The organism is Mycobacterium sp. E3305 (assembly GCF_001666785.1).
Taxonomy (GTDB): domain Bacteria; phylum Actinomycetota; class Actinomycetes; order Mycobacteriales; family Mycobacteriaceae; genus Mycobacterium.
Window position 1 is genome coordinate 1 of the sequence record NZ_LZJA01000267.1, and the last position, 22,327, is coordinate 22,327.

At 69.4% G+C, this 22,327-nt stretch carries 24 protein-coding genes and 1 pseudogene; 14 read left to right on the plus strand and 11 right to left on the minus strand.

All coding sequences use genetic code 11. From position 1 onward, the window contains the following. Positions 1-381 (minus strand): annotated as a pseudogene (locus A5701_RS23560) (xanthine dehydrogenase family protein molybdopterin-binding subunit); the annotation flags it as partial. A 51-nt stretch (positions 382-432) separates the two neighbouring features. Between A5701_RS23560 and A5701_RS23565 the strand changes: the two are divergent. After that, positions 433-996 (plus strand): NTP transferase domain-containing protein, encoded by a 564-nt coding sequence (locus A5701_RS23565; protein ID WP_067760001.1) that lies wholly within the window; start codon positions 433-435, stop codon positions 994-996. On the opposite strand, the gene A5701_RS23570 is transcribed toward A5701_RS23565, so the two are convergent. After that, a complete protein-coding gene (locus A5701_RS23570) occupies positions 993-2,441 on the minus strand; it encodes an amino acid permease (protein ID WP_067760003.1) in 1,449 nt (482 codons plus the stop codon). The genes A5701_RS23565 and A5701_RS23570 overlap by 4 nt on opposite strands. 298 nt (positions 2,442-2,739) lie before the next feature. On the opposite strand from A5701_RS23570, the gene dnaK reads away from it, so the two are divergent. Genes dnaK through A5701_RS23590 form a run of 4 tightly spaced genes read left to right on the plus strand, consistent with a single transcriptional unit; the run spans position 2,740 to position 6,846 of the window. Then, entirely contained in the window at positions 2,740-4,602 is a 1,863-nt protein-coding gene (dnaK, locus tag A5701_RS23575) for a molecular chaperone DnaK (protein WP_067760005.1), read from the plus strand. Further along, positions 4,599-5,231, plus strand: coding sequence for a nucleotide exchange factor GrpE (gene grpE / locus A5701_RS23580; protein WP_067760008.1), 633 nt, complete (start codon positions 4,599-4,601; stop codon positions 5,229-5,231). The genes dnaK and grpE overlap by 4 nt, the downstream gene beginning before the upstream one ends. A 53-nt stretch (positions 5,232-5,284) precedes the next feature. After that, the gene (dnaJ, locus tag A5701_RS23585; protein WP_067760011.1) at positions 5,285-6,463 is read left to right on the plus strand and encodes a molecular chaperone DnaJ; all 1,179 of its coding nucleotides are present in this window, start codon (positions 5,285-5,287) and stop codon (positions 6,461-6,463) included. After that, positions 6,463-6,846, plus strand: a complete 384-nt coding sequence (locus tag A5701_RS23590; RefSeq protein ID WP_067268708.1) for a heat shock protein transcriptional repressor HspR — start codon at positions 6,463-6,465, stop codon at positions 6,844-6,846. The genes dnaJ and A5701_RS23590 overlap by 1 nt, the downstream gene beginning before the upstream one ends. Positions 6,847-6,849: 3 nt before the next feature. Here A5701_RS23590 and A5701_RS23595 read toward each other — a convergent pair whose 3' ends face one another. Continuing rightward, entirely contained in the window at positions 6,850-7,437 is a 588-nt protein-coding gene (locus tag A5701_RS23595; protein ID WP_067760014.1) for a hypothetical protein, read from the minus strand. A 44-nt stretch (positions 7,438-7,481) separates the two neighbouring features. Then, positions 7,482-8,795, minus strand: coding sequence for a putative toxin (locus A5701_RS23600; protein WP_067760017.1), 1,314 nt, complete (start codon positions 8,793-8,795; stop codon positions 7,482-7,484). Positions 8,796-8,876: 81 nt separating this feature from the next. On the opposite strand from A5701_RS23600, the gene A5701_RS23605 reads away from it, so the two are divergent. Next, a complete protein-coding gene (locus tag A5701_RS23605) occupies positions 8,877-9,998 on the plus strand; it encodes a hypothetical protein (protein ID WP_067760020.1) in 1,122 nt (373 codons plus the stop codon). Here A5701_RS23605 and A5701_RS23610 read toward each other — a convergent pair. Together A5701_RS23610 and A5701_RS23615 are read right to left on the minus strand one after the other, a co-directional pair. Then, positions 9,973-10,263 carry a WXG100 family type VII secretion target gene (locus A5701_RS23610; protein WP_067760023.1) on the minus strand — a complete coding sequence of 97 codons (291 nt, stop codon included), beginning with the start codon at positions 10,261-10,263 and terminating at the stop codon, positions 9,973-9,975. The two genes, A5701_RS23605 and A5701_RS23610, sit on opposite strands and share 26 nt — an antisense overlap. A 2-nt stretch (positions 10,264-10,265) precedes the next feature. Next, complete coding sequence (locus A5701_RS23615) at positions 10,266-10,580, minus strand: WXG100 family type VII secretion target (RefSeq protein ID WP_067760029.1); 315 nt, start codon at positions 10,578-10,580, stop codon at positions 10,266-10,268. Positions 10,581-10,603: 23 nt separating this feature from the next. Between A5701_RS23615 and A5701_RS23620 the strand changes: the two genes are divergently transcribed. After that, entirely contained in the window at positions 10,604-11,038 is a 435-nt protein-coding gene (locus tag A5701_RS23620; protein WP_067760031.1) for a hypothetical protein, read from the plus strand. A 3-nt stretch (positions 11,039-11,041) separates the two neighbouring features. Here A5701_RS23620 and A5701_RS23625 read toward each other — a convergent pair whose 3' ends face one another. From A5701_RS23625 to A5701_RS23640, 4 genes are read right to left on the minus strand one after another with little or no spacing between them, the layout of a single operon-like run. Continuing rightward, positions 11,042-11,389 carry a YbaB/EbfC family nucleoid-associated protein gene (locus tag A5701_RS23625; protein WP_067760036.1) on the minus strand — a complete coding sequence of 116 codons (348 nt, stop codon included), beginning with the start codon at positions 11,387-11,389 and terminating at the stop codon, positions 11,042-11,044. Between the two features lie 9 nt (positions 11,390-11,398). Further along, entirely contained in the window at positions 11,399-12,301 is a 903-nt protein-coding gene (locus tag A5701_RS23630; RefSeq protein WP_067760040.1) for an aldose 1-epimerase, read from the minus strand. 2 nt (positions 12,302-12,303) lie between these two features. Further along, complete coding sequence (locus A5701_RS23635) at positions 12,304-13,476, minus strand: FAD-binding oxidoreductase (RefSeq protein ID WP_067760043.1); 1,173 nt, start codon at positions 13,474-13,476, stop codon at positions 12,304-12,306. Positions 13,477-13,487: 11 nt separating this feature from the next. Further along, the gene (locus A5701_RS23640) at positions 13,488-14,480 is read right to left on the minus strand and encodes a hypothetical protein (RefSeq protein ID WP_067760046.1); all 993 of its coding nucleotides are present in this window, start codon (positions 14,478-14,480) and stop codon (positions 13,488-13,490) included. 98 nt (positions 14,481-14,578) lie between these two features. Between A5701_RS23640 and A5701_RS23645 the strand changes: the two genes are divergently transcribed. Further along, on the plus strand, positions 14,579-15,259 hold the full coding sequence (locus tag A5701_RS23645) for a TetR family transcriptional regulator (RefSeq protein WP_082954813.1): 681 nt from the start codon (positions 14,579-14,581) through the stop codon (positions 15,257-15,259). 7 nt (positions 15,260-15,266) lie between these two features. On the opposite strand, the gene A5701_RS23650 is transcribed toward A5701_RS23645, so the two are convergent. Next, the gene (locus tag A5701_RS23650) at positions 15,267-15,683 is read right to left on the minus strand and encodes a DUF3060 domain-containing protein (RefSeq protein WP_082950173.1); all 417 of its coding nucleotides are present in this window, start codon (positions 15,681-15,683) and stop codon (positions 15,267-15,269) included. A gap of 124 nt (positions 15,684-15,807) precedes the next feature. On the opposite strand from A5701_RS23650, the gene clpB reads away from it, so the two are divergent. The 6 genes from clpB (at position 15,808) to A5701_RS23680 (ending at position 22,304) form a co-directional block, all read left to right on the plus strand. Continuing rightward, the gene (gene clpB / locus A5701_RS23655) at positions 15,808-18,354 is read left to right on the plus strand and encodes an ATP-dependent chaperone ClpB (protein WP_067760055.1); all 2,547 of its coding nucleotides are present in this window, start codon (positions 15,808-15,810) and stop codon (positions 18,352-18,354) included. A gap of 152 nt (positions 18,355-18,506) precedes the next feature. Further along, entirely contained in the window at positions 18,507-19,376 is an 870-nt protein-coding gene (gene ttfA, locus A5701_RS23660; RefSeq protein ID WP_067760058.1) for a trehalose monomycolate transport factor TtfA, read from the plus strand. Positions 19,377-19,430: 54 nt separating this feature from the next. Beyond that, entirely contained in the window at positions 19,431-20,204 is a 774-nt protein-coding gene (locus A5701_RS23665) for an SDR family oxidoreductase (RefSeq protein ID WP_067760076.1), read from the plus strand. Further along, positions 20,191-20,745 carry an orotate phosphoribosyltransferase gene (pyrE, locus tag A5701_RS23670; RefSeq protein WP_067760078.1) on the plus strand — a complete coding sequence of 185 codons (555 nt, stop codon included), beginning with the start codon at positions 20,191-20,193 and terminating at the stop codon, positions 20,743-20,745. The genes A5701_RS23665 and pyrE overlap by 14 nt, the downstream gene beginning before the upstream one ends. A 30-nt stretch (positions 20,746-20,775) precedes the next feature. After that, positions 20,776-21,657, plus strand: a complete 882-nt coding sequence (locus tag A5701_RS23675; protein ID WP_067760081.1) for a hypothetical protein — start codon at positions 20,776-20,778, stop codon at positions 21,655-21,657. Next, positions 21,654-22,304 carry an RNA methyltransferase gene (locus A5701_RS23680; RefSeq protein ID WP_067760084.1) on the plus strand — a complete coding sequence of 217 codons (651 nt, stop codon included), beginning with the start codon at positions 21,654-21,656 and terminating at the stop codon, positions 22,302-22,304. The genes A5701_RS23675 and A5701_RS23680 overlap by 4 nt, the downstream gene beginning before the upstream one ends. Positions 22,305-22,327: the final 23 nt, after the last annotated feature.

Below are 22,327 nucleotides of genomic sequence, written 5' to 3' on the forward strand. Positions count from 1 at the left end.
ATACCGGCTCTCGGCGACGACGAGGGCGACGGGGTCGCCGACGAACTTCGCCTCGCCCTCGGCCAGCGGCGGGCGCGGGGTGTCTTGGACGTCCTTGCCGGCGACGGCGTGCCAGGCCTCCCGCACGTCGGGGTTGAGGTCGGCGGCGGTGAACACCGCGCGCACGCCGGGCAGCGCCAGCGCGGCCGAGGCGTCGATGCCGTTGATCCGCGCCCGTGCGAACGGGCTGCGCACGAAGCAGGCGTGCAGCATGCCGGGCCGCGAGATGTCGTCTACGAAGCTGCCGCGGCCGGTCAGCAGCCGGCCGTCCTCAACCCGCTGGACTCGGGTGCCCGCGTATCGGGGCGCCGGAGTGGAGGGAGCCTGCACGTCCTGAGTCATCGTGCTCCATTGGTTGTCGCTAGGCGAGAAGCTGAATGTCATCATAGGAGAGTGGCGTTATCGCAGTCGAGCGGCCCGGCGCCGCGCAGCGTCGGGGTGCTGCTGGCCGCGGGAGCCGGGCGGCGCTACGGCAAGCCGAAGGTGCTGGTCGACGGGTGGCTTCAGGCCGCGGTCGACGCCCTGCGGGCCGGGGGCTGCGCGGACGTGGTCGTCGTGCTGGGCGCCGCCCAGGTGGCGGTTCCGGCCGGATCCACCGCGGTGACGGTCCGGCGGTGGCGGGACGGGCTGAGCGCCTCGGTCCGCGCCGGCCTCGAGCGGGCCGACCGGCTGCGCGCGGACTACGCGGTGCTGCACGTCGTCGACGCCCCCGATGTGGGGCCCGCGGTGGTCGCGCGCGTTCTCGGCCGGGCGATCGCATCACCCGCCGGGCTGGCGCGCGCCGCGTTCGGCGACCGCCCGGGGCATCCGGTGGTCGTCGCCCGCCGCCATTGGCCCGAGGTCCTGTCGAGCATCTCCGGCGACAGCGGCGCCGGCGCGTACCTGCGGACCCGGCGCGACGTCGAGATCGTCGACTGCGCGGATCTCGCCGGCGGTCAGGACATCGACGAGCCCTAGGCCGCCGCGGGCGGGTCGGCGGCGGGCAGCGCGGCGTCTTGGGCGGCCGCGTGCACGCGATGGCGGACGAGGTACCAGCCGCCGATCAGCCCGGGGATGCCGAGGGCCAACGCGCCGAGCAGCCAGGGGCCCTGAACCTTGTCCAGCAACATCAGGACCAGGACGCCGGCCAGGAAGGCCAGCGTCAGGTAGCCGCTGTAGGGCGCCAGCGGCATCCGGAAGTGCGGCCGCTGCACCTCACCGGCGCGGGACAGCCGGTAGAACCGCAGCTGGCTCGCCACGATCGTCCCCCAGGCGACCACCACGCCCACGGCGGCGATGTGGAGCACGATTTCGAACGCCTGGCTGGGTTTGACGGCGTTGAGCACGATGCCCAACAGGCCGACCACGGCGGTGAGCAGGATTCCGCCGTAGGGCACGCCGGTCTTGGTCATCGGCGCGGTGAATTTCGGGCCGCTGCCGTTGATCGCCATGGACCGCAATATCCGGCCCGTGGAGTACAGCCCGGCATTCAGGCTGGAGAGCGCGGCGGTGAGCACGACCAGGTTCATCACACTGCCGGCCCCGCCGAAGCCGACCTTGGAGAAGAAGGTGACGAACGGGCTCACGTGGTCGCGGTAGGCGGTGTGTGGCAGCAGCAGCGCCAGCAGGACCGTCGACCCGATGTAGAAGATGGCGATGCGAAAGACCACCGAATTGATGGCCCGCGGCATGATCTTGTGCGGATTTGGGGTCTCGCCGGCCGCGATGCCGACGAGTTCGACCGCGGCGTAGGCGAAGACCACGCCCGAGGTGACCAGCACCAGGGGCACCAAGCCGGCCGGCAGGAGTCCGCCGTGGCTGTCCCAGAGCGCCACACCGGGGTCGTGACCGTCGACCTTGAAGCGGCCGACCAGAAAGACGATGCCGACGACGAGGAACGTCACCAGGGCCAGCACCTTGATCAGCGAGGCCCAGAATTCGAGCTCGCCGAACAGCCTGACCGAGATCAGGTTCATCGCGAGCACGGCGACCAGCGCGATCAGCGCCAGCATCCACTGCGGGACGGTCTGGAACGTCGTCCAGTAGTGGCAGTAGTGCGCGATCGCGGTGGTGTCCACGATCCCGGTCATCGCCCAGTTGACGAAGTACAGCCAGCCCGCCGCGAAGGCGGCCTTCTCGCCGAAGAACTCCCGGGCGTAGGACACGAAGGATCCCGACGACGGGCGGTACAGCACCAGCTCGCCGAGGGCGCGCAGGATCAAGAAGACGAAGATGCCGCAGACCCCGTAGACGAGGAACAGCCCCGGTCCGGCCGACGCGAGCCTTCCGCCCGCGCCGAGGAACAGGCCGGTCCCGATGGCGCCGCCGAGGCCGATCATCTGGATCTGGCGATTGTTCAGGCCCTTGTGATAGCCCGAGTCTTCACGGGCGAGCCGCGCGGCGGCGCTGTCTTGCGATGACATTGGGTCCTGCCGTGTCGGCTCCGGGAAAGGCTCAGGCTAACCCACCGGTCCGCCGGCGCGCTCGGTCAGTGGCCGCGGCCCGGGCCGGTGTGTTCCCGACCAGGCCGCAGTGCTCCGCGACGCCGTCGCAGAGCCCCCGGGAACAAGACCGCGACCCTGGCCGTTAGCATGATCGACAAGTTGAGCGAACCACACTCAATGCTGGGTTGACACCACGGTGTCGGCAAGAGCAGGCTTGAGCGGGGTTCACTCAGCATAGTGGCACCAAAGAAGCTCTACTCAATCAGGAGGAATCACTATGGCTCGTGCGGTCGGTATCGACCTCGGGACCACCAACTCCGTCGTCGCAGTTCTCGAGGGCGGGGACCCCGTCGTCGTCGCCAACTCCGAGGGCTCACGGACGACCCCGTCCATCGTCGCGTTCGCGCGCAACGGCGAGGTGCTCGTCGGTCAGCCCGCCAAGAACCAGGCGGTGACCAACGTCGACCGCACCATCCGTTCGGTGAAGCGGCACATGGGCACGGATTGGTCCATCGAGATCGATGACAAGAAATACACCGCGCAGGAGATCAGCGCCCGGGTGCTGATGAAGCTGAAGCGCGACGCGGAGGCGTACCTCGGTGAGGACATCACCGACGCCGTGATCACCGTGCCGGCGTACTTCAACGACGCCCAGCGGCAGGCGACCAAGGAAGCCGGCCAGATCGCCGGCCTCAACGTGCTGCGCATCGTCAACGAGCCCACCGCGGCGGCGCTGGCGTACGGCCTGGACAAGGGCGAGAAGGAACAGACCATTCTGGTCTTCGACCTCGGCGGTGGCACGTTCGACGTGTCGCTGCTGGAGATCGGCGAGGGCGTGGTCGAGGTCCGCGCCACCAGCGGTGACAACCACCTCGGTGGCGACGACTGGGACGACAGGGTCGTCGAGTGGCTGGTCGACAAGTTCAAGGGCACCAGCGGCATCGACCTGACCAAGGACAAGATGGCGATGCAGCGGCTGCGTGAGGCCGCCGAGAAGGCCAAGATCGAGCTCTCGAGTTCGCAGAGCACCTCGATCAACCTGCCCTACATCACCGTCGACGCCGACAAGAACCCGCTGTTCCTCGACGAGCAGCTGACCCGCGCCGAATTCCAGCGCATCACCCAGGATCTGCTGGACCGCACGCGTCAGCCGTTCCAGTCTGTGATCAAGGACGCCGGCATCTCGGTGTCCGAGATCGACCACGTGGTGCTGGTGGGTGGTTCCACCCGCATGCCCGCGGTGTCCGACCTGGTCAAGGAGATGACCGGTGGCAAGGAGCCCAACAAGGGCGTGAACCCCGACGAGGTGGTGGCCGTTGGCGCCGCGCTGCAGGCGGGTGTCCTCAAGGGCGAGGTGAAAGACGTTCTGCTGCTTGATGTCACGCCGCTGAGTCTCGGTATCGAGACCAAGGGTGGCGTGATGACCAAGCTCATCGAGCGCAACACCACGATCCCCACCAAGCGGTCGGAGACCTTCACCACGGCCGACGACAACCAGCCGTCGGTGCAGATCCAGGTCTATCAGGGTGAGCGCGAGATCGCTTCGCACAATAAGCTGCTCGGCTCCTTCGAGCTGACCGGCATCCCGCCGGCGCCCCGTGGTGTCCCGCAGATCGAGGTCACCTTCGACATCGACGCCAACGGCATCGTGCACGTCACGGCCAAGGACAAGGGCACCGGCAAGGAGAACACGATCAAGATCCAGGAGGGCTCCGGCCTGTCCAAGGAGGAGATCGACCGGATGATCAAGGACGCCGAGGCGCACGCCGAGGAGGACCGTCAGCGCCGCGAAGAGGCCGACATCCGCAACCAGGCCGAGACGCTGGTCTACCAGACGGAGAAGTTCGTCGCCGAACAGCGTGGCGCCGAGGGCGGTTCGAAGGTCCCCGAGGACACCCTGAACAGGGTGGACGCGGCCGTGGCCGAGGCCAAGTCCGCGCTGGAAGGCACCGACATCTCCGCGATCAAGTCGGCGATGGAGAAGCTGGGCCAGGAGTCCCAGGCGCTCGGCCAGGCCATCTACGAGGCGACCCAAGCGGCCGGCGGTGCCGGTGGCGACGGTGCCGGAGGCCCGCAGGCCGGTTCCGCTGACGACGTGGTGGACGCGGAGGTGGTCGACGACGACCGGGAGGCCAAGTGACCGAAGGGAATCCACACGAGCAGGTGACCGTCACCGACAAGCGGCGCATCGACCCCGAAACCGGTGAAGTCCGGCGGTCCTCTCCCGGCTCGGAGCCGGGAGAGGCCGCGCCGGGCGACTTCGCGGGTGAATCACCCGAGGAGGCTGGCAAGGCCGCCGAACTTTTGGGCGACCTGCAACGGGTCCAGGCGGACTTCGCCAACTACCGCAAGCGCGCGCTGCGCGACCAGCAGGCCGCCGCGGACCGGGCCAAGGCCGGCGTCGTCAGCCAATTGCTGGGCGTGCTCGACGATCTCGAGCGGGCGCGTAAGCACGGCGACCTGGAGTCCGGCCCGCTGAAGTCGGTGGCCGACAAGCTGACCGGCGCGTTGACCGGGCTGGGCCTGGTCGCGTTCGGCGAGGAAGGCGAGGACTTCGACCCGGTGTTGCACGAAGCGGTGCAGCACGAGGGCGACGGCGGCGACGGCTCCAAACCGGTGATCGGCACGGTCATGCGGCAGGGTTACAAACTGGGCGACCAGGTCCTGCGGCACGCCCTGGTCGGGGTCATCGACACGGTGGCCGACGAGGGCGCTCCGGCGGCCGCGCCGGTCGAATCGGGCGATAACCCCGGCGCATCCGGTGAATAGACCACACAATCAGCACAACAACAGAACTCCAAAGGTGAAGGGGGTGACGCGACATGGCCCAGCGTGAATGGGTCGAAAAGGACTTCTACAAGGAGCTGGGCGTCTCCTCTGACGCCAGTCCCGAAGAGATCAAACGCGCATACCGGAAGCTGGCGCGCGACCTGCATCCGGACGCCAATCCCGACAATCCGGCCGCCGGCGAGCGATTCAAGGCGGTCTCGGAAGCGCACAACGTGTTGTCGGATCCGGCGAAGCGCAAGGAGTACGACGAGACCCGCCGCCTGTTCGCGGGCGGCGGTTTCGGCGGTCGCCGGTTCGACACCGGCGGCTTCGGTGGCTTCAACGTCGGTGGCGACGGCGCCGAGTTCAACCTCAACGATTTGTTCGATGCCGCCGGCCGCAGCGGCGGAACCAACATCGGTGACCTGTTCGGCGGCCTGTTCGGGCGCGGCGCCGGGGCCCGTCCCAGCCGGCCACGACGCGGCAACGACCTGGAGACCGAGACGCAGCTGGACTTCGTCGAGGCCGCCAAGGGTGTGGCCATGCCGTTGCGGCTGACCAGCCCGGCGCCGTGCACCAACTGCCACGGCAGCGGCGCGCGGCCGGGCACCAGCCCCAAGGTGTGCCCCACCTGCAACGGCTCCGGCGTGATCAGCCGCAACCAGGGCGCGTTCGGCTTCTCCGAACCGTGCACCGATTGCCGGGGCAGCGGCTCGATCATCGAGCACCCCTGCGACGAGTGCAAGGGCACCGGGGTCACCACCCGGACCCGCACCATCAACGTGCGGATCCCGCCGGGCGTCGAGGACGGGCAACGCATCCGGCTGCCCGGGCAGGGCGAGGCGGGCCTGCGCGGGGCCCCGTCGGGCGACCTGTACGTGACGGTACATGTGCGGCCGGACAACGTGTTTGGCCGCGACGGTGATGACCTCACCGTGACCGTCCCCGTCAGCTTCGCCGAGTTGGCTTTGGGCTCAACGATTTCGGTGCCCACGCTGGACGGCAAGGTCGGCGTGCGGGTGCCCAAGGGCACGTCCGACGGACGCATCCTGCGGGTGCGTGGTCGGGGCGTTCCCAAGCGCAGCGGCGGCAACGGGGACCTGCTGGTCACCGTCAAGGTCGCCGTGCCGCCCAACGTCGAGGGCGCCGCGGCGGAGGCGCTGGAGGCGTACGCGGCCGCCGAGCGGGCCAGTGGGTTCGACCCGCGAGCGGGATGGGCGGGTAACCGCTGATGGCCAAGAATTCACGGGAGGAATCCCGGACGTTCCTGATCTCGGTGGCCGCCGAGCTGGCCGGCATGCACGCCCAGACCCTGCGCACCTACGATCGCCTCGGCCTGGTCAGTCCGCGCCGCACTTCCGGTGGGGGACGGCGGTATTCGGAGCACGACGTCGACCTCCTGCGTGAGGTGCAGCGGCTGTCCCAGGACGAGGGCGTCAACCTGGCCGGCATCAAACGCATAATCGAGCTGACCAACCAGGTCGAGGCCTTGCAGGCGCGGGTGAAGGAGTTGACCGAGGAGCTGGCGCAGGTGCGCGCCGGCCAGCGCCGCGACCTGGCGGTGGTGCCCAAGAGCACCGCCGTGGTGGTCTGGCAGCCGCGCAGAGGCCGTTAGCCTTCAGTCCTCGGGCAGTTTGTCGAGGGTTTTGCGGGCTTCCTTGCGGAAGATCTCGTGCTCGTCGTCGAGGTATTTCGCGACGGCGTCGCGCACACCCGTAGCGCGTTGACGCACCAGCGCCTTCATGGCCGGGATGCGGGAGGCCGGATACGGAAGCTGGCTCACCGCTAGCTCTTTCGCCTCCTCGGTCTTGATTTGGCCGATCCATTCCACCAGCAGCGATTTGGTGGGAAAGTCGCGCTCGGAGCGAATCAGGGCGGCGATACGCGGGAAGTCGGAGCGCTCGCAAATTTTGGCCAGCGCGAAGCCGGCGGCTTCGAGTTCCAGGTTGCTGAGCGGAGGCTCGATGTTGAACTGATCAAACAGGACGTCTACGGCGGCGCGGTTTCCTTTGGCGTGCTTAGTGATCAGGTTACGGATCAGTCCGGCACGCCACGCCCGGCGGTCCTCATTACGAGGAACGCGTTCATCGAGGTGTTGCAGCCAGTCCACGACGATTGGCACCGCCTGCGGATAGTCGTTGGGTGAGTTCACCAATTCCCAGACTGTGTCTTCGGGGATGCCTGCGGCGTCGAGTTCCCGTTTCATCGCCTGCTCGGATTCCGGCCAAGTAGCGGGGTCGCCTGGTGATCTCATGAGAGGTTGATGCTTTGATCGATCTCCACGTTCAACCCCGGGTAGTCCGTTCGCAAGGTGTCCTCCACGCTGCCGACGTTGGTGCGGCCTTTGTCCACCACGATGACCAACTTGTAGCCGTTGTCCCGTGCCCACTGTGCCATGTCCCGGATCTGCCGCGTGGCGTCCAGCTTCTGCACGTTCTTCACCTCGCGCACCACGTGATTGCGGTCATCGATCTCATCCGGAATTCGTGTTCTGATCGCGCCTGTCTGCGGGTCGGTCACACGAATCGGTCGCTTGGCGTCTTGGTCGATGCCGGCGAGTTGTTCGGCGCGGCGGCCCTTGAGGCGGTTATCGTTGACCCGTTGCGTCGGAGTCGGATCCACCCGTCGTGGCACCAGGGTGAGCAGCGTCTTCACCGTAGGCAACGCGGCGTTCATGGCGGTGGTGGCCGACGTCAGGTCCGTCATCGAGGTGGTGGCCGTGGTCCGCAGCGCCGTGTTCAGCCCGTTGATCTGGGTGACCGCCGTCGCGATGAACGTCCGCTTGATGGCCTCGGTGATGAGGTGCAGTTGCGGCGGATAACCGTCCAGGATCTTGACGATCAGATCGAGGCTGCGGACGACGAAGGCCATGTCGTCCTTGACCGATTTGAGCTTGTCCCCGTAGTCCTTGGCCGCGCGCGACAGGTCCCCGCACGCGCTGGCGATGTCGGTGCTGACGACGCGCGCCTCATTGAGCCGGTCGACGACGAACGCGATCTCCGCCGCCTCGACGTCGACGATGAGCCGCTGCTCCTCTGGTGAGGGCTGGTCGTCGATGTGCACCAGGTCGTGCCCGAACGTCTCCCACGCCGACCCGACCGCATGCACCCGGTCGGGGTGCCCGTCGGGCCAGCCGTCGGTGATCTGACCACGCACCAGGTCCCAGTGCGGCGGTTCCGGATCGCCGCCCCCGGCGACCGAGCCGACATCGACCGCCGCGTCGATGTAGGTTCCGGCGGACTGGCCCGGCGGCGTGATCGGCGCCCCAAAGGCGTCGCGCTGGTTGAGGGTGGACGCCTCTTCGGTCTCGTCGTGGTTGATGCCGTCCTGGCGCAACAGGGTACCGAGGTTGTCGAAGACGTTGACCAGCCGGAAGGAGACCTGGCCGGCCTCGTCGGCGGCGGTGTCGAAGGCCGCCGCCCACTGCGGGCCGACCCCGTGCGTCCCGGCGGCGTTGGCTGCCTGGACGCCGGCGAGTTTGCGCAACGCGGCGGCGGCGTGGTCGCTGTTCTCCTTGTAGGCAGCGGCCGCGTCGTAGAACAATTCCGGATCGACGTCCGTCACTCCCCGCCCCGCTCTCCCACCGGCGAACCGATTCTATGGCAGCCTGGGATTTCGCGTTTACACCCGGAAAGGGGCCACCTCATGTCGTATGACCTGACGGTCTACGCGGCCGGCAGCGTCGACGACGAGGAGTTGGAGGCGATCGTCGAATCCGTCCCCGGGCTGTCGATCGGGGACAGCGGGGACGGTGAGGTCACCGTGGTGCGCGGCAAAGACGACACCTATGCATTTACCGTGTTCGGGCCCCACGAGATCGAGCCCGAGGACGTGCCCGACGACGTCGTGCCCTACCTTCTCGAGCCGGCCATCAGCTGGCAGATCAGCGTGGAGGGCAGCGACCCGGCCGAGGTCCGGCCGGCGCGGCGGTTCGCCAAGGCGTTGGCCGTCGCCGCGGGGGGAGTGGCGGTCGACGAACAGACCGAGGACATCCTCGGTGCCCGAGGGGCTCGCAAGGCCAGCCGACCCAACAGCGAGTTGATCCGAGTCCTCAAGCTTGATTGGTACTCGCCGGTGTCGGCGCCCAACGCCCCGACGCTCTGGCTCGAACTCGCGAGAAAGCTCCTCCCCGAGGCCCTTCCGCGCCGCTTCGGCGAATCGGACCCGCTGCGTTACCGACTAGACCGCGACGGTGACGCCCGGTTCGTGGACGTCTATTCCGATGTGGCGCGGTTCAAGGCGACGTTCCCCTGCCTCGAGGGCGGGCTCTTCCCGAAAGAGTGGGGCGGTGTCTGCGTCGACACTCTGTGGATTGTGGCCGAGCCGCTGGACGACCCGCGCTGGCGAAACTCCGTGCGCCGGTTCTTCGTCGAGTTCGCCCGCCGGCGCGGCAGCGTGCTGGCTACCGGCGAGGTGCTGCGCAACCACAAGCTCTCCGGGCCGACCGACGTCAACAAGGACGTCAGCGGCCTGTTGCGCGGGGCGGACGGGATACTCGGTCTACCGTCCCACCCGATCTGGTGGATCTGGTTCGGCACCGAGTACCTGCCGATCGTCCGCGAATATCTGCCGTCCGAGGGCACCACGTTCTACGACGAGGGGGCGCTTTTCGCCGCCACCGAGGAGCCCACGGACCGCGGCCAGCTCGCGGCGCTGCCCGATCCGTTCCCGAAAAGCCTTCGGGTCGGCGAGATTCCGCCGGAATACGGACCGCCGAACAGCCCGACCAATACGCCGGCGGCTATCCGCCCCACATCGAGGTGTTGACCTCGGCGTTGTGGGTGTAGTTGCGGTGCGCGATGTGCGCGTTGAGGTGCATGTCGAACACCTGCTCGCTCGTCTCGTCCGCCCAGCGCTGCCAGTGCTGCACCCGCTCGAGAAAGACGTCGAACCCCACGCCCTCCCACGTGCCCTGCAGGCCTTGCAGATCCTTGGCCACCTCGGACAGTCGGTCCTTCATCACGAGGCAGAACTGGCGCATCGCGTCGGCCGCGTCCACCAGTTCGTCCTCGTTGACGGTGCGTCGGGCCATGATTACACCCCCGGGGGTTCGAGGGCTCGAAAGGCGTTGGCCCCGTTGGTTTCCATCTGCGCGTAGGCATTGGCGGCCGCCGACAGCGATTCCCCGATCCAGCGCAGGTCGGCGAGCATGGCTTCGCATTCTTCGTCGATGTCCGACCAGACTTTGAGGTATGCCGTGGCCGCCTGACCCGTCCAGGTGCGGCCAAGGTCGCCCATCTGCGTTCCCAATTTGCGCCGCAGGCCCTCGATCTCGTCCGCCGCGCCGGTGGTGTCCCTGGATGCGCGGGTCAGCTCGGCACAGTAGACGCGCAGCTCGTTGGCCCCCATGGTGAGCAGGCTACCCTCGGCGCATGGGTTGGCGCGACACAGTGACGGAGCTGGCGCAGGCCGACCTGGACGGCCTGGTCGACGCCGCGGTCACCTTCGCGGCCGAGCGTATCGCCGCGGCGGGCGAGTTCCTGCCGTTCGCGCTGGCCGTGTCCGCTCAGGGTCAGCGCCAGGCCGTCCAGCCGAACTACCCGCGCGGCCGGGATCTACGGGTGGCCGAGCAGCTCGCCGCCCAGTGGCGCGGGCTCATCGAGGTGAAGGACTCGCTGCGCGCCGCAGTGGTGGCGGTGAACGTGACGCTGACCGAACAGCACCGGGACGGCATCGAGCTCACCGCCGAGCACCGCGAGGGCGTGGCGATCGGATTGATCTTCCCCTACACGCTGGACGCGGCGGGCCGGTTGGCGCTGGAGACGCCGTCCGCTCACCGGGCGGAGCGCCGCGTCTGGGTCGCGTGAGCGCTACGTCGGCGGCGGCAGGTCCCTGAGCTTCGCCAGCGCGTCGGCGACCCGGGTCTCCAGGTCGACAATGTCCTCGTCCGCCCACTCGTCGGCGAATTCAGTTGCCTCGCCGATTGCTTCGTTGATTCGCCTGGTCACCTCCTGGGCGCCCAGGGCCAGTATGTCGGGATCGATGACCAGGCCGGTCAGGCGCAGGTGGCCGTTCATGGTCACCTCGACCGTGCCGGTCTGGTCGCTGACCACGATCGCCACCCGTTGCATCCGACGGACCTGTTCGTCGAGAAGCGCTATGACCGCCTGGAAGTGCTCGGTCATCCTCCCGATTTGGGGGTGGGTCGGGTCGGACATCGCGAATCCCTATGCGTGAATCGAGAATTGGGAGACCGCGGGCTCGCCCGGCCGCGCGCAGCGGTAGCCGCCGCGGCGCAGCGCGTCGGTCGGCGCGGTCATCGGCTCGAAGCAGACGATCCGCGTCGCGGGGTCGTCGCCGGTGGGCGCGAAGATCTGCGTGGCCGGATACCCGCTTTCGAAGCGCACCTCGATGCGGCGGCCGCCGCCGGAGACCGCGAACACCGCGCCGTCGGGCACCTCGTCGTAGGCATCGTCGAAAGCCTTGTCTCCCAAGGATTCCGAGAGGGCCGGCTGAGGTTCGGATTCGCCGGTGGGCAGCCCAACGTCGTCGAGGAGCAGGTGTCGCAGCGGCGGGGCCTCGATCACCCACTCGGCGCGCGGGATGTCGGGCAGCTGCAGGTAGGGGTGAAAGCCGAAGCACAGCGGGACGGCGCGGTCGCCGGTGGCGGTCACCGTGGTGCGCACCGTCAGTGTCCGCTCGGCCAGCCGCACCGCCACCGTCAGCACATGCGGGTAGGGAAAGCTGGCCAGCAATCGCGGATCGGCGGCGAAGTCCAACTCGGCCACCAATTCGTCGGCCGACTCCGCCGTCACCCGCCAGCCCGGGTAGGCGGCGAGCACGCCGTGGATCGGCAGGCCGTTGGGATCGGCGCGAACCCCGTTGTCGCCCGGTGTCAGCGTCGTCGTCACGCCTTGCGCGGTATAGCTGTTGGCGCCCAGGCGGTTTGCCCAGGGATACAGGATCGGGATCCCCATCGTCTTGCCATTGGCCACATAGGCGTCCAGCCCGCGCCGTTGCCCCAACAGCTCCACGCCGGCGTCGCTGAGCGAGGTTCCGATCATGCCCGCCCCGGGCACGAACTCGGCGGTCAGCGCCGATGCCTGGTCGCGCAGGGTGACGACGCGCATGCCTACCTCCACAGTGGGTCGTGCTGAATGTGTTCAGGCGGAGCGCCTTTGGCGATCAGCGCGGCTTTGGTGGCCCGCACCATCGCCGGCCCGCCGCAGATCAGGATCTGCCGGTCGCCCCACCCGCCGTACTTGGTCACCACGTCGGGGAGCCGGCCGGTTTGGCGCACATGCAGTCCGCGTGGCGGCGTGCAGTCGGGATAGTCGGCGGCCCACGCCGGGTCGGCGCTGTATTCGGATACCGGCGAGACCGACAGCCACGGGTTGTGCGATGCCACCTGCCACAGGGTCGGCAGGTCGTAGAGCTCGCAGCGGTAGCGGGCGCCGAAGAACAGGTGCACGCGCGGGTTCACGGCGTATCGGCTGAGGTCCATGATCAGCGCGCGCAGGGGCGCCAGGCCGGTGCTGCCGGCGACCATCAGCACGTCGCCGCCGTCCCGGTCCACCCGCAGGCCGCCGTGCGGGCTGGACAGCCGCCACCGGTCGCCTGGCCGCGTCTCGTTGACGATGGCGGTGCTGACCAGGCCGCCGGGCACCACGCGGACGTGGAACTCGATGCCGCCGCCCGGGTCCGCCGGGATGGCGGGGGACAGGTAGCGCCAGCGCCGCGGGCACTGCGGGACGTGGGCGTTGACGTACTGGCCGGCGTGATAGTCCATCGGGCGGTCGAGCTGCAGCCGGACCACGGCGAGGTCGCGGGACACCCGCATGTGCTCGATCACCGTGCCGTCCCACCAGGCGGGGCCCTCCTCGGCGTCGGCCGCGCCCCGCATCACCCCGGTGATCAGGTTGAGCGACTGGGTCGCGGCCTCGGCGACGGCGTCGGTCCAGGCGTCGCCGAGGTGAGTCCGCAGCGACGAGAACAACGCCTGCCGCAGCGTGTCGTAATGCTGCGGCAGCACACCGTATTTGCGGTGATCCCGGCCGAGCTGGGCGAGGAAGGCCACCGGTTCCTGGGCTCGCTGGTCGACGAGTTCGCCGTACACCCAGCGCAGGGCGTGGGCGAAAGCGGTGCGCTGATCACCCATTTCGGGCGGGAACAGGTCGCGCACCGAGACGTCGAGGCCGAACCACTGGGTGTAGAACCGCCGGACCAGCTCGTTGTCGGGCCCGGCCTCGCCCTGGGCGAAGGCGTCGCGCAGCACCCGCAACGCGTCGGTGTCCTCGAGCCCCACGGGGCCCGATTCTAGGCGCGCCGCGCGCCGGCAATCCCGATCAGCACGGCCCCGGCGGCCACCCAGCAGCACAGCACGACGCCGGCCGTGGTCGCCCCGGCACCGGAGAAGAACGCCGTCGATCGCAGCAACGTGGCGTTGGCCCCTTGCGGCAGCAGCTGGCCCAGCGCGCCCCACCCGGACGGCAACATCTCCGGGGCGCTCATCAGTCCCGACAGCGGGTTGCCCAGCAGCATGGCGACCGCGACCGCGCTGCTCAGGCCGACCCGGCCGAACAGCGTGCCCAGCGCCAGCGTTGGCAACGTCATCGCCAATGTGCCCAGCGTGAGCCCGGCGGCAACGCCCCAGAAATTTTGATCGACCGACCCGAGCACGTAGCGCAGCAACACCGCGACGGTCGCGGCGGCCGCGACCGAAAATGCGCTTGCGACAGCGAAATTCAGCCAGGGTCGGCGCGGAAATGCCAGCAACAGCACGATGGCGGGCAGGATTCCGGCCAGGGTGATCGGCAGCGCGGATGCGGCCAGGCCTGCGCCGCGCGGGTCGTCGGCCGGCAGCGGGGCCAGGTCTTCGGTGCGCAAGGGCGCGCCCGTACGTTGCGCGACGCGGTCGCCGATCTGCGTCAGCAGTTGTGCCACGGTCGGGCTCGCCCCGGATGCGAGCAGCAGGGTGGGGCCCTTGGGGGTGACCACGAGGCCGCCGTAGCCGTCGCGGTTGCGGATCGCCGACCGCAGCGCGGCCTCGTCCGGGTAGGTGGTCACGGTGAAGCCGCCCGGAGCGGCGGTATCGAGCTGGCTGTTGATCAGCCCGGTTACCAGGCCGGGCCCCACCAGGCCGATCGGAATGTGGTGTGGCTTCGAGCGTGCCGCCGGCAGCGCGAAGGCGACGCAGATGATGGCCACCGCGACGGTCATCGCCGCGACGATTCCCGTAGCACGCAAGAGTGGCAGCGCCGGACGGGAGTGTGCCGGCCGGCCGTGCTGGGGAAGCGACTGCGTGATCATGCGCTACCTCCTTTTCATCAGCAGATGAAATATGACGTTCGCAGCGTAACGGCCGTGTTCAATATTTTCAACGACTAGTGAAATGATACGGTCGTCCTATGCCGCCACCTGCCGCTTCCCCCGCGGGCGCGAAAAGAGCGCCCGGCGCCGGAGGCGCGCAAAAGCGCAGGGGCCGCCGCCAGGGCGAGCCCGTGTCGAAGGACGTGGTGCTCCGAGCGGCCAAGCGGCGGTTCGCCGCGCAGGGCTTCGAGAAGACGACGCTGCGTCAGATCGCGGACGACGCACACGTGGACGCCGCGATGGTGCTGTACCTGTTCGGTTCCAAGGCCGAGCTGTTCCGTGAGTCGATGCGGCTGATCCTGGACGGCGACGTGCTGGTCGCCGCGATGACCGACGGCCCACGCGAGGACGTCGGCGTGCGGTTGGTGCGGGCCTACCTGCGGATCTGGGAAGAGCCGGAAACCGGCCCGACCATGGTCGCCATGCTGCACTCGGCGATGCTGAACTCCGATGCGTACGAGGCCTTCCGCGAGTTCATGCGCGGCTACGTGATGGCGGCCATCTCCGGCGTCCTGGGCGAGGGGCCCGACACCGTGCTGCGGGCCAACCTGGCGGGGACCAACCTGGTGGGCACCGCGTTGTTCCGCTACGTGATGCGGGTGGGGCCGCTTGCCGAGCTGCGCACCGACGAGGTCGTCGCGCTGATCGCGCCGAGCGTGCAGCGCTATCTCACCGGCGACGCGGACGAACTCGACCTGCCGGCGGCCTATCGCCCGTGACCCGGGCTCAGCCCTGCTTGACGGTGTTGGCCGCCCCGGCGTTGGCGACGTTGGGTGAACCCCAGTGGTACGTCACCGCGTTGCCGGTTCCGGAGGTGCTCACCGCGTCCGTGCTGTCGACCGCGACGCGGTTGCCGTGGCCGGACACGCTGACGCTGGTGCAGTGGCCGGTGACGGTGACAGTGTTGGTCTGACCGCTGACCGAGAGGTAGCCGCCCTGGCAGCGGACGGTCTTCGTCGTGCCCGTCCCGTTGACCTGCAACGTTCCGGCCTCAGGGACGGTGGCCGACGGGCCGTCGGCACCCAGGTCGGTGCGGAATCCGGCGACGGCCAGCCCCGCCAGCGCCAGTCCGCCGACCACGATGGCAAGCCTGAAGGCGCGGCGCCCATCGGTCCGCTCCTGGTGTGGTTCTGTCTGCGTCATCGTTACCCGGGTACCCGGTGCACCGTAGTGCTCAAAACTCGTTAGAGTTGAGCGGAACACACTCAACCTTGACGACGTTGAACATCGCGACAAGCATTTTCCCTACGTACCGAACGGAGGCGTCGTGGACTCTTTCAACCCGACAACCAAGACGCAAGCGGCGCTGACCTCGGCGCTCCAGGCGGCCTCGGCCGCCGGTAACCCCGAGATCCGGCCCGCGCACCTGCTGATGGCCCTGCTGACGCAGGCCGACGGGATCGCGGGGCCGCTGCTGGAGGCTGTCGGCGTCCAGCCCGCGACCATCCGCGCCGAGGCCGAGCGCCTGGTCGAGCGGCTGCCGCAGGCCAGCGGCGCCAGCTCGCAGCCCCAGCTGTCGCGCGAATCGCTGGCCGCCATCACCACCGCCCAGCAACTGGCGACCGAGATGGACGACGAGTACGTCTCCACCGAGCACCTGCTGGTCGGCCTGGCCACGGGAGATTCCGACGTGGCCAAGCTGCTGACCGGCCACGGCGCGTCGCCGCAGGCGCTGCGCGACGGCTTCGTCAAGGTGCGCGGTAGCGCCCGCGTCACCAGCCCCGAGCCGGAGGCCACCTACCAGGCGCTGGAGAAGTACTCGACCGACCTGACCGCGCGCGCCCGCGAGGGCAAGCTCGACCCGGTCATCGGGCGCGACAACGAGATCCGCCGCGTCGTGCAGGTGCTGAGCCGGCGCACCAAGAACAACCCCGTGCTGATCGGCGAGCCCGGCGTCGGCAAGACCGCGATCGTGGAGGGCCTGGCCCAGCGCATCGTGGCCGGCGACGTACCGGAGAGCCTGCGCGACAAGACCGTCATCAGCCTGGACCTGGGCTCGATGGTGGCCGGCGCCAAGTACCGCGGCGAATTCGAGGAGCGGCTCAAGGCCGTCCTTGACGACATCAAGAACTCCGCCGGCCAGATCATCACGTTCATCGACGAGCTGCACACGATCGTCGGCGCGGGCGCGACCGGCGAGGGCGCGATGGACGCCGGCAACATGATCAAGCCGATGCTGGCCCGCGGCGAGCTGCGGCTGGTCGGCGCCACCACGCTCGACGAGTACCGCAAGTACATCGAGAAGGACGCCGCCCTGGAGCGGCGCTTCCAGCAGGTGCTGGTCGGCGAGCCGTCGGTGGAGGACACCGTCGGCATCCTGCGCGGCCTGAAGGACCGCTACGAGGTGCACCACGGGGTGCGCATCACCGACTCGGCCCTGGTGGCCGCGGCGACGCTGTCCGACCGCTACATCACCGCGCGCTTCCTGCCCGACAAGGCCATCGACCTGGTCGACGAGGCCGCCTCGCGCTTGAAGATGGAGATCGACTCGCGGCCCGTCGAAATCGACGAGGTCGAGCGCCTGGTGCGCCGCCTCGAGATCGAGGAGATGGCGCTGGCCAAGGAGGAGGACGAGGCGTCCAAGGAGCGGCTGGAGAAGCTGCGCTCCGAGCTGGCCGACCAGAAGGAGAAGCTGGCCGAGCTCACCACCCGCTGGCAGAACGAGAAGAGCGCGATCGACGTGGTCCGCGAGCTCAAGGAGCAGCTGGAGGCGTTGCGCGGGGAGTCCGAGCGCGCCGAGCGCGACGGCGATCTGGCCAAGGCCGCCGAACTGCGCTACGGGCGCATCCCCGAGGTCGAGAAGAAGCTCGACGCGGCGCTGCCCCAGGCCGAGGCGCGCGAGAACGTGATGCTCAAGGAGGAGGTCGGGCCCGACGACATCGCGGAGGTGGTGTCGGCGTGGACCGGCATCCCCGCCGGGCGGATGCTCGAGGGCGAGACCGCCAAGCTGCTGCGCATGGAAGACGAGCTGGGCAAGCGCGTCATCGGCCAGAAGCGTGCGGTGACGGCCGTGTCCGACGCGGTGCGTCGCAGCCGGGCCGGGGTGGCCGACCCCAACCGGCCGACCGGGTCGTTCATGTTCCTCGGGCCGACCGGTGTCGGTAAGACCGAGCTGGCCAAGGCGCTGGCGGAGTTCCTGTTCGACGACGAGCGCGCGATGGTCCGCATCGACATGAGCGAGTACGGCGAGAAGCACTCGGTCGCCCGGCTCGTCGGCGCCCCGCCCGGCTACATCGGTTACGACCAGGGCGGCCAGCTGACCGAGGCGGTGCGGCGGCGCCCGTACACGGTGATCCTGTTCGACGAGATCGAAAAGGCGCACCCGGACGTGTTCGACGTGCTGCTGCAGGTGCTCGACGAGGGCCGGTTGACGGATGGTCAGGGCCGCACGGTCGACTTCCGCAACACCATCCTGATCCTGACGTCCAACCTCGGGTCGGGCGGCAGCGAGGAGCAGGTGATGGCCGCGGTGCGCTCGGCGTTCAAGCCGGAGTTCATCAACCGGCTCGACGACGTGATCATCTTCCACGGCCTCGAGCCCGGCGAGCTGGTGTCGATCGTCGACATCCAGCTGGCCCAGCTGCAGAAGCGGCTGGCGCAGCGTCGGCTGACGCTGGAGGTGTCGCTGCCGGCCAAGCAGTGGCTGGCCCAGCGCGGGTTCGACCCGGTGTACGGCGCGCGGCCGTTGCGCCGGCTGGTGCAGCAGGCCATCGGCGACCAGTTGGCCAAGCTGCTGCTGGCCGGTGACATTCACGACGGCGACACCGTGCCGGTGAACGTCAGCCCGGACGGCGATTCGCTGATCCTGGGCTGATGCTGCTCGAACGTCGACTTGTTGTGGGCATTTCATCCGAAAGAGCCCAACAAGTCGACGTTCGGCGCATCAGTGGAGTGTTTGGTCCTGTGACTGGGTTGTGACCGACCGGACTTATTTATTCCGGAGCAAATGCGGATACCCTGTGTGGGATGGTCCCCCTTTGGTTCACGCTCTCCGCGCTGTGCTTCGTCGGCGCGGGCGTGTTGCTGTACGTCGACCTCGATCGACGCCGCGGACGCAGCAGGCGCCGCAAATCCTGGGCGCGGTCGCACGGGTTCGACTATGAGCGGGAATCGGCCGACATCCTCAAGCGCTGGAAGCGCGGTGTCATCTCGACGGTCGGCGACATCGCCGCCGAGAACGTCGTGCTGGGTCAGATCCGCGGCGAGGCGGTGTACATCTTCGACCTCGAGGAAGTCGCCACCGTGATCGCGCTGCACCGCAAGGTGGGCACCAACGTCGTGGTGGACCTGCGGCTCAAGGGGCTCAAAGAGCCACGGGAGAGCGACATTTGGCTGCTGGGCGCGATCGGCCCGCGGATGGTGTACTCCACCAACCTGGACGCCGCCCGGCGGGCCTGCGACCGCCGCATGGTCACCTTCGCGCACACCGCCCCGGACTCCGCCGAGATCATGTGGAACGAGCAGAACTGGACGCTGGTCGCCATGCCCATCACCAGCACCCGCACCCAGTGGGACGAGGGCCTGCGCACCGTGCGTCAGTTCAACGACCTGTTGCGGGTGCTGCCGCCGCTGCCGGAGGAGACCCAGCAGGAGGCGGGCGCGCCCGCGGGGCTGCGCGGCGCGGCGCCCAGCCGCCCGCTGGCGCCCGCCGGCCGCGCCGAGCTGCCGCCCCGGCGTCCGCAGCAGGACGTGGCCGGGCTACTGGGCTCCGACGTTCAGGCGTCCGCGCGCCGGCCGGCCGAGCCGATCCGGCGGGAGCAGCGCGGCCCGGACGCCGTTCGCCGCCCGCCGCCGGCGGGGCGCAACGGCCACCAGGCCACCAACTATCAGCACTGACGGCGCGCCGGGCGCCGGGTGGGCGGCGCGGCCGCCGTCATTAGGATGTCGCTCATGCCTCGTCCCGTAGCCCTGATCACCGGGCCCACCTCGGGGATCGGCGCCGGCTACGCGCGACGCTATGCCAACGACGGATACGACCTGGTCCTGGTCGCCCGCGACGTCGACCGGCTGACCGACCTCGCTGGCGAACTGCAGGGCCGCGCCGGCAACATCGAGGTGCTGCCCGCCGACCTGGCCGACGCCGCCGGCCGCGACCAGGTCTGCGAACGGCTGTCCCGCGGGGTGCGCGTCCTGGTGAACAACGCCGGCTTCGGCACCTCCGGCGACTTCTGGGCGACCGATCCCGCGCTGCTGCAGTCGCAGCTCGACGTCAACGTCACCGCGGTCATGCACCTCACCCGGGCGGCCCTGCCCGCCATGCTGGACGCCGGCGCCGGCACCGTGATCAACATCGCGAGCGTCGCGGGGCTGGTGCCGGGCCGCGGCTCGACCTACTCGGCATCCAAGGCGTGGGTCATCTCGTTCAGCGAGGGCCTGTCCGTCGGCCTGCAGGGCACCGGCGTCGGGGTGCACGCCGTGTGTCCGGGCTACGTGCACACCGAGTTTCACGCCCGCGCCGGGATCGACATGGCCAAGTCACCGTCGTTCATGTGGCTCGAGGTCGACGACGTGGTGAACCAGAGCCTGGCCGACATCGCGCGCGGCAAGGTGATCAGCATCCCCGGCCTGCAATACAAGGCGATCATCGCCGTGGAGCGGATGATTCCGCGGACCCTGATGCGGGCCGTGACCAAGCGGATCGGCGGTGGCCGTGGCCGGACCTGACGCGCACACCGACTCCCGCGAGGAGCTGGCCGACCTGGTGCGCCGGCTGTCGGTGGTGCACGGCAAGGTGACACTGTCGTCGGGCAAGGAGGCCGACTACTACGTCGACCTGCGCCGCGCGACCCTGCACCACCGGGCCTCCGCCCTGATCGGCACGCTGATGCGCGACCTCACCCACGACTGGGACTACGCGGTGGTCGGCGGCCTCACCCTGGGCGCCGACCCGGTCGCCACGGCCGTCATGCACGCGCCGGGCCGCCCGATCGACGCGTTCGTCGTGCGCAAGTCCGCGAAAACCCATGGGCTGCAACGCCTTATCGAGGGCTCCGAGGTCGCGGGCAAGCGCGTGCTGGTCGTCGAGGACACCAGCACGACGGGGGCGTCGGCGCTGACCGCGGTGCGCGCCGTCCAAGAGGCAGGCGGGCACGTGGTCGGCGTGGCCACGGTCGTGGACCGTTCCACCGGCGCGGCCGAGGCCATCGAGGCCGAGGGCCTGCCGTACCGCAGCGTGCTGGGCCTCGCCGATCTGGGGCTGGGCTAGGCCGTCATCGCTGTGCGCACCTTCCTCGCGATGGCCGCTTGCCTGCTGGCTTGCCTGACGGGTTGCTCGGGCGCCAGCCAGCCCGTCCGCCCCTACGGCGCGCAGGGCGCCCGCTTCGGGGAATCGCTTTCGCTGCTGGGCTGGAACATGGCGGTGTCGAACCTGCGGTGGGACGGCGACTACGTGCTGATCGACGTCGACGCCTCGGCGGCCAACCCGCAGGCGCCGCACGCCAAACCCGAGGACATCCGGTTCGGGCTCTACGGGGCGCTGTCGCACCCGATGGAGTCCAACGGGCTGGGCAGTTGCGACCGCCCGGCGGGCCAGGCGCCCGACGTCCACGCGCCGCTGTCGGCCTCCGGCGACCGGCTCGCCGGGACGGTTTGCCTTGGGCCGCTTAAGGATCGCAGTCAGGTCCGCGGCGTGTACACCTACTCGCCGCGCGACCGGATCCCGAACAGCTCGGCGGCCTACCCGGCCGCGTTCCCGGTGGGGCTGATGCCCACCAACGCCAACGACACCGGCCTGTCGGTGAAGACCGTCAGTCTGTCGGCCTGGCGCGCCGACGGCGCCCCGATGACGAAGGCGCAGCTCGGCGATCCGGCGGCGTTCAACGGCACCGGCTACATGCTGCTCGGGCTGGAAGCCGACGGGCTGGCCGCCCGGTATCGCGACGAGTCGGCCAACCGCGGCGGCCCGCTGATGCTGCTCGCGTCCCCGACGCTGCCCGGCGCCGGGCTGAACCCGGCCTGCTCGGCGTACGGGTCGTCGGTGCTGATCCTGCCCGACGCCTCGCTGGACGCGGTGCACTTCAGCGCGTCGTTGTGCACGCAGGGCGAGATCAACGAGGCGCTGCTCTACGCGACGGTGGCGGTCGACGGCACGCACGCCGCGGTGTGGACGCCGCGATGAGCGAACCGGGGCCCGGGCCGACCGAATGGGCCGCACCGGCCGCCGGGGTGGGGCCGTGGCCCGGCGACCCGCCCGACGACCCGCGATACGACCCGGTCCTGTTGCGCGAGGGCGACACTCGCAACGTCGTCGACGCCTATCGGTACTGGACGCGCGAGGCGATCATCGCCGACATCGACCGCCGCCGCCATCCCCTGCACGTGGCGATCGAGAACTTTGGGCACGACGCCAACATCGGCTCGGTGGTGCGCACCGCCAACGCCTTCGCGGTGCACACCGTGCACATCGTCGGCCGGCGGCGGTGGAATCGCCGCGGCGCCATGGTGACCGACCGCTATCAGCGGCTGTGCCATCACGACAGCACCGCCGACCTGCTGGGCTTCGCCGCCGGTGCCGGGCTGACGGTGGTCGCGGTGGACAACGTCCCGGGCGCGACCCGGCTCGAGGAGACCGCGCTGCCGCGGGACTGCCTGCTGGTGTTCGGTCAGGAGGGCCCGGGCATCACCGACGACATCCGCGCGGGCGCCGCGATGGCGGTGTCGATCGCCCAATTCGGCTCGACGCGGAGCATCAATGCCGGGGTGGCCGCCGGGATCGCGATGCACGCCTGGGTCCGGCAGCACGCCGACCTGTCCGACGCGTGGTAGCGGCGTCGCTTTCCCGCTTGCGC

Bases quoted from the DNA above. Each gene is read 5' to 3' on its own strand.
- A5701_RS23570 (WP_067760003.1), bottom strand. From the start codon at position 2,441: ATGTCATCGCAAGACAGCGCCGCCGCGCGGCTCGCCCGTGAAGACTCG.
- dnaK (WP_067760005.1), top strand. From the start codon at position 2,740: ATGGCTCGTGCGGTCGGTATCGACCTCGGGACCACCAACTCCGTCGTC.
- dnaJ (WP_067760011.1), top strand. From the start codon at position 5,285: ATGGCCCAGCGTGAATGGGTCGAAAAGGACTTCTACAAGGAGCTGGGC.
- A5701_RS23590 (WP_067268708.1), top strand. From the start codon at position 6,463: ATGGCCAAGAATTCACGGGAGGAATCCCGGACGTTCCTGATCTCGGTG.
- A5701_RS23595 (WP_067760014.1), bottom strand. From the start codon at position 7,437: ATGAAACGGGAACTCGACGCCGCAGGCATCCCCGAAGACACAGTCTGG.
- A5701_RS23605 (WP_067760020.1), top strand. From the start codon at position 8,877: ATGTCGTATGACCTGACGGTCTACGCGGCCGGCAGCGTCGACGACGAG.
- A5701_RS23610 (WP_067760023.1), bottom strand. From the start codon at position 10,263: ATGGCCCGACGCACCGTCAACGAGGACGAACTGGTGGACGCGGCCGAC.
- A5701_RS23615 (WP_067760029.1), bottom strand. From the start codon at position 10,580: ATGGGGGCCAACGAGCTGCGCGTCTACTGTGCCGAGCTGACCCGCGCA.
- A5701_RS23620 (WP_067760031.1), top strand. From the start codon at position 10,604: ATGGGTTGGCGCGACACAGTGACGGAGCTGGCGCAGGCCGACCTGGAC.
- A5701_RS23625 (WP_067760036.1), bottom strand. From the start codon at position 11,389: ATGTCCGACCCGACCCACCCCCAAATCGGGAGGATGACCGAGCACTTC.
- A5701_RS23630 (WP_067760040.1), bottom strand. From the start codon at position 12,301: ATGCGCGTCGTCACCCTGCGCGACCAGGCATCGGCGCTGACCGCCGAG.
- A5701_RS23640 (WP_067760046.1), bottom strand. From the start codon at position 14,480: ATGATCACGCAGTCGCTTCCCCAGCACGGCCGGCCGGCACACTCCCGT.
- A5701_RS23645 (WP_082954813.1), top strand. From the start codon at position 14,579: ATGCCGCCACCTGCCGCTTCCCCCGCGGGCGCGAAAAGAGCGCCCGGC.
- A5701_RS23650 (WP_082950173.1), bottom strand. From the start codon at position 15,683: ATGACGCAGACAGAACCACACCAGGAGCGGACCGATGGGCGCCGCGCC.
- ttfA (WP_067760058.1), top strand. From the start codon at position 18,507: ATGGTCCCCCTTTGGTTCACGCTCTCCGCGCTGTGCTTCGTCGGCGCG.
- A5701_RS23665 (WP_067760076.1), top strand. From the start codon at position 19,431: ATGCCTCGTCCCGTAGCCCTGATCACCGGGCCCACCTCGGGGATCGGC.
- A5701_RS23675 (WP_067760081.1), top strand. From the start codon at position 20,776: ATGGCCGCTTGCCTGCTGGCTTGCCTGACGGGTTGCTCGGGCGCCAGC.
- A5701_RS23680 (WP_067760084.1), top strand. From the start codon at position 21,654: ATGAGCGAACCGGGGCCCGGGCCGACCGAATGGGCCGCACCGGCCGCC.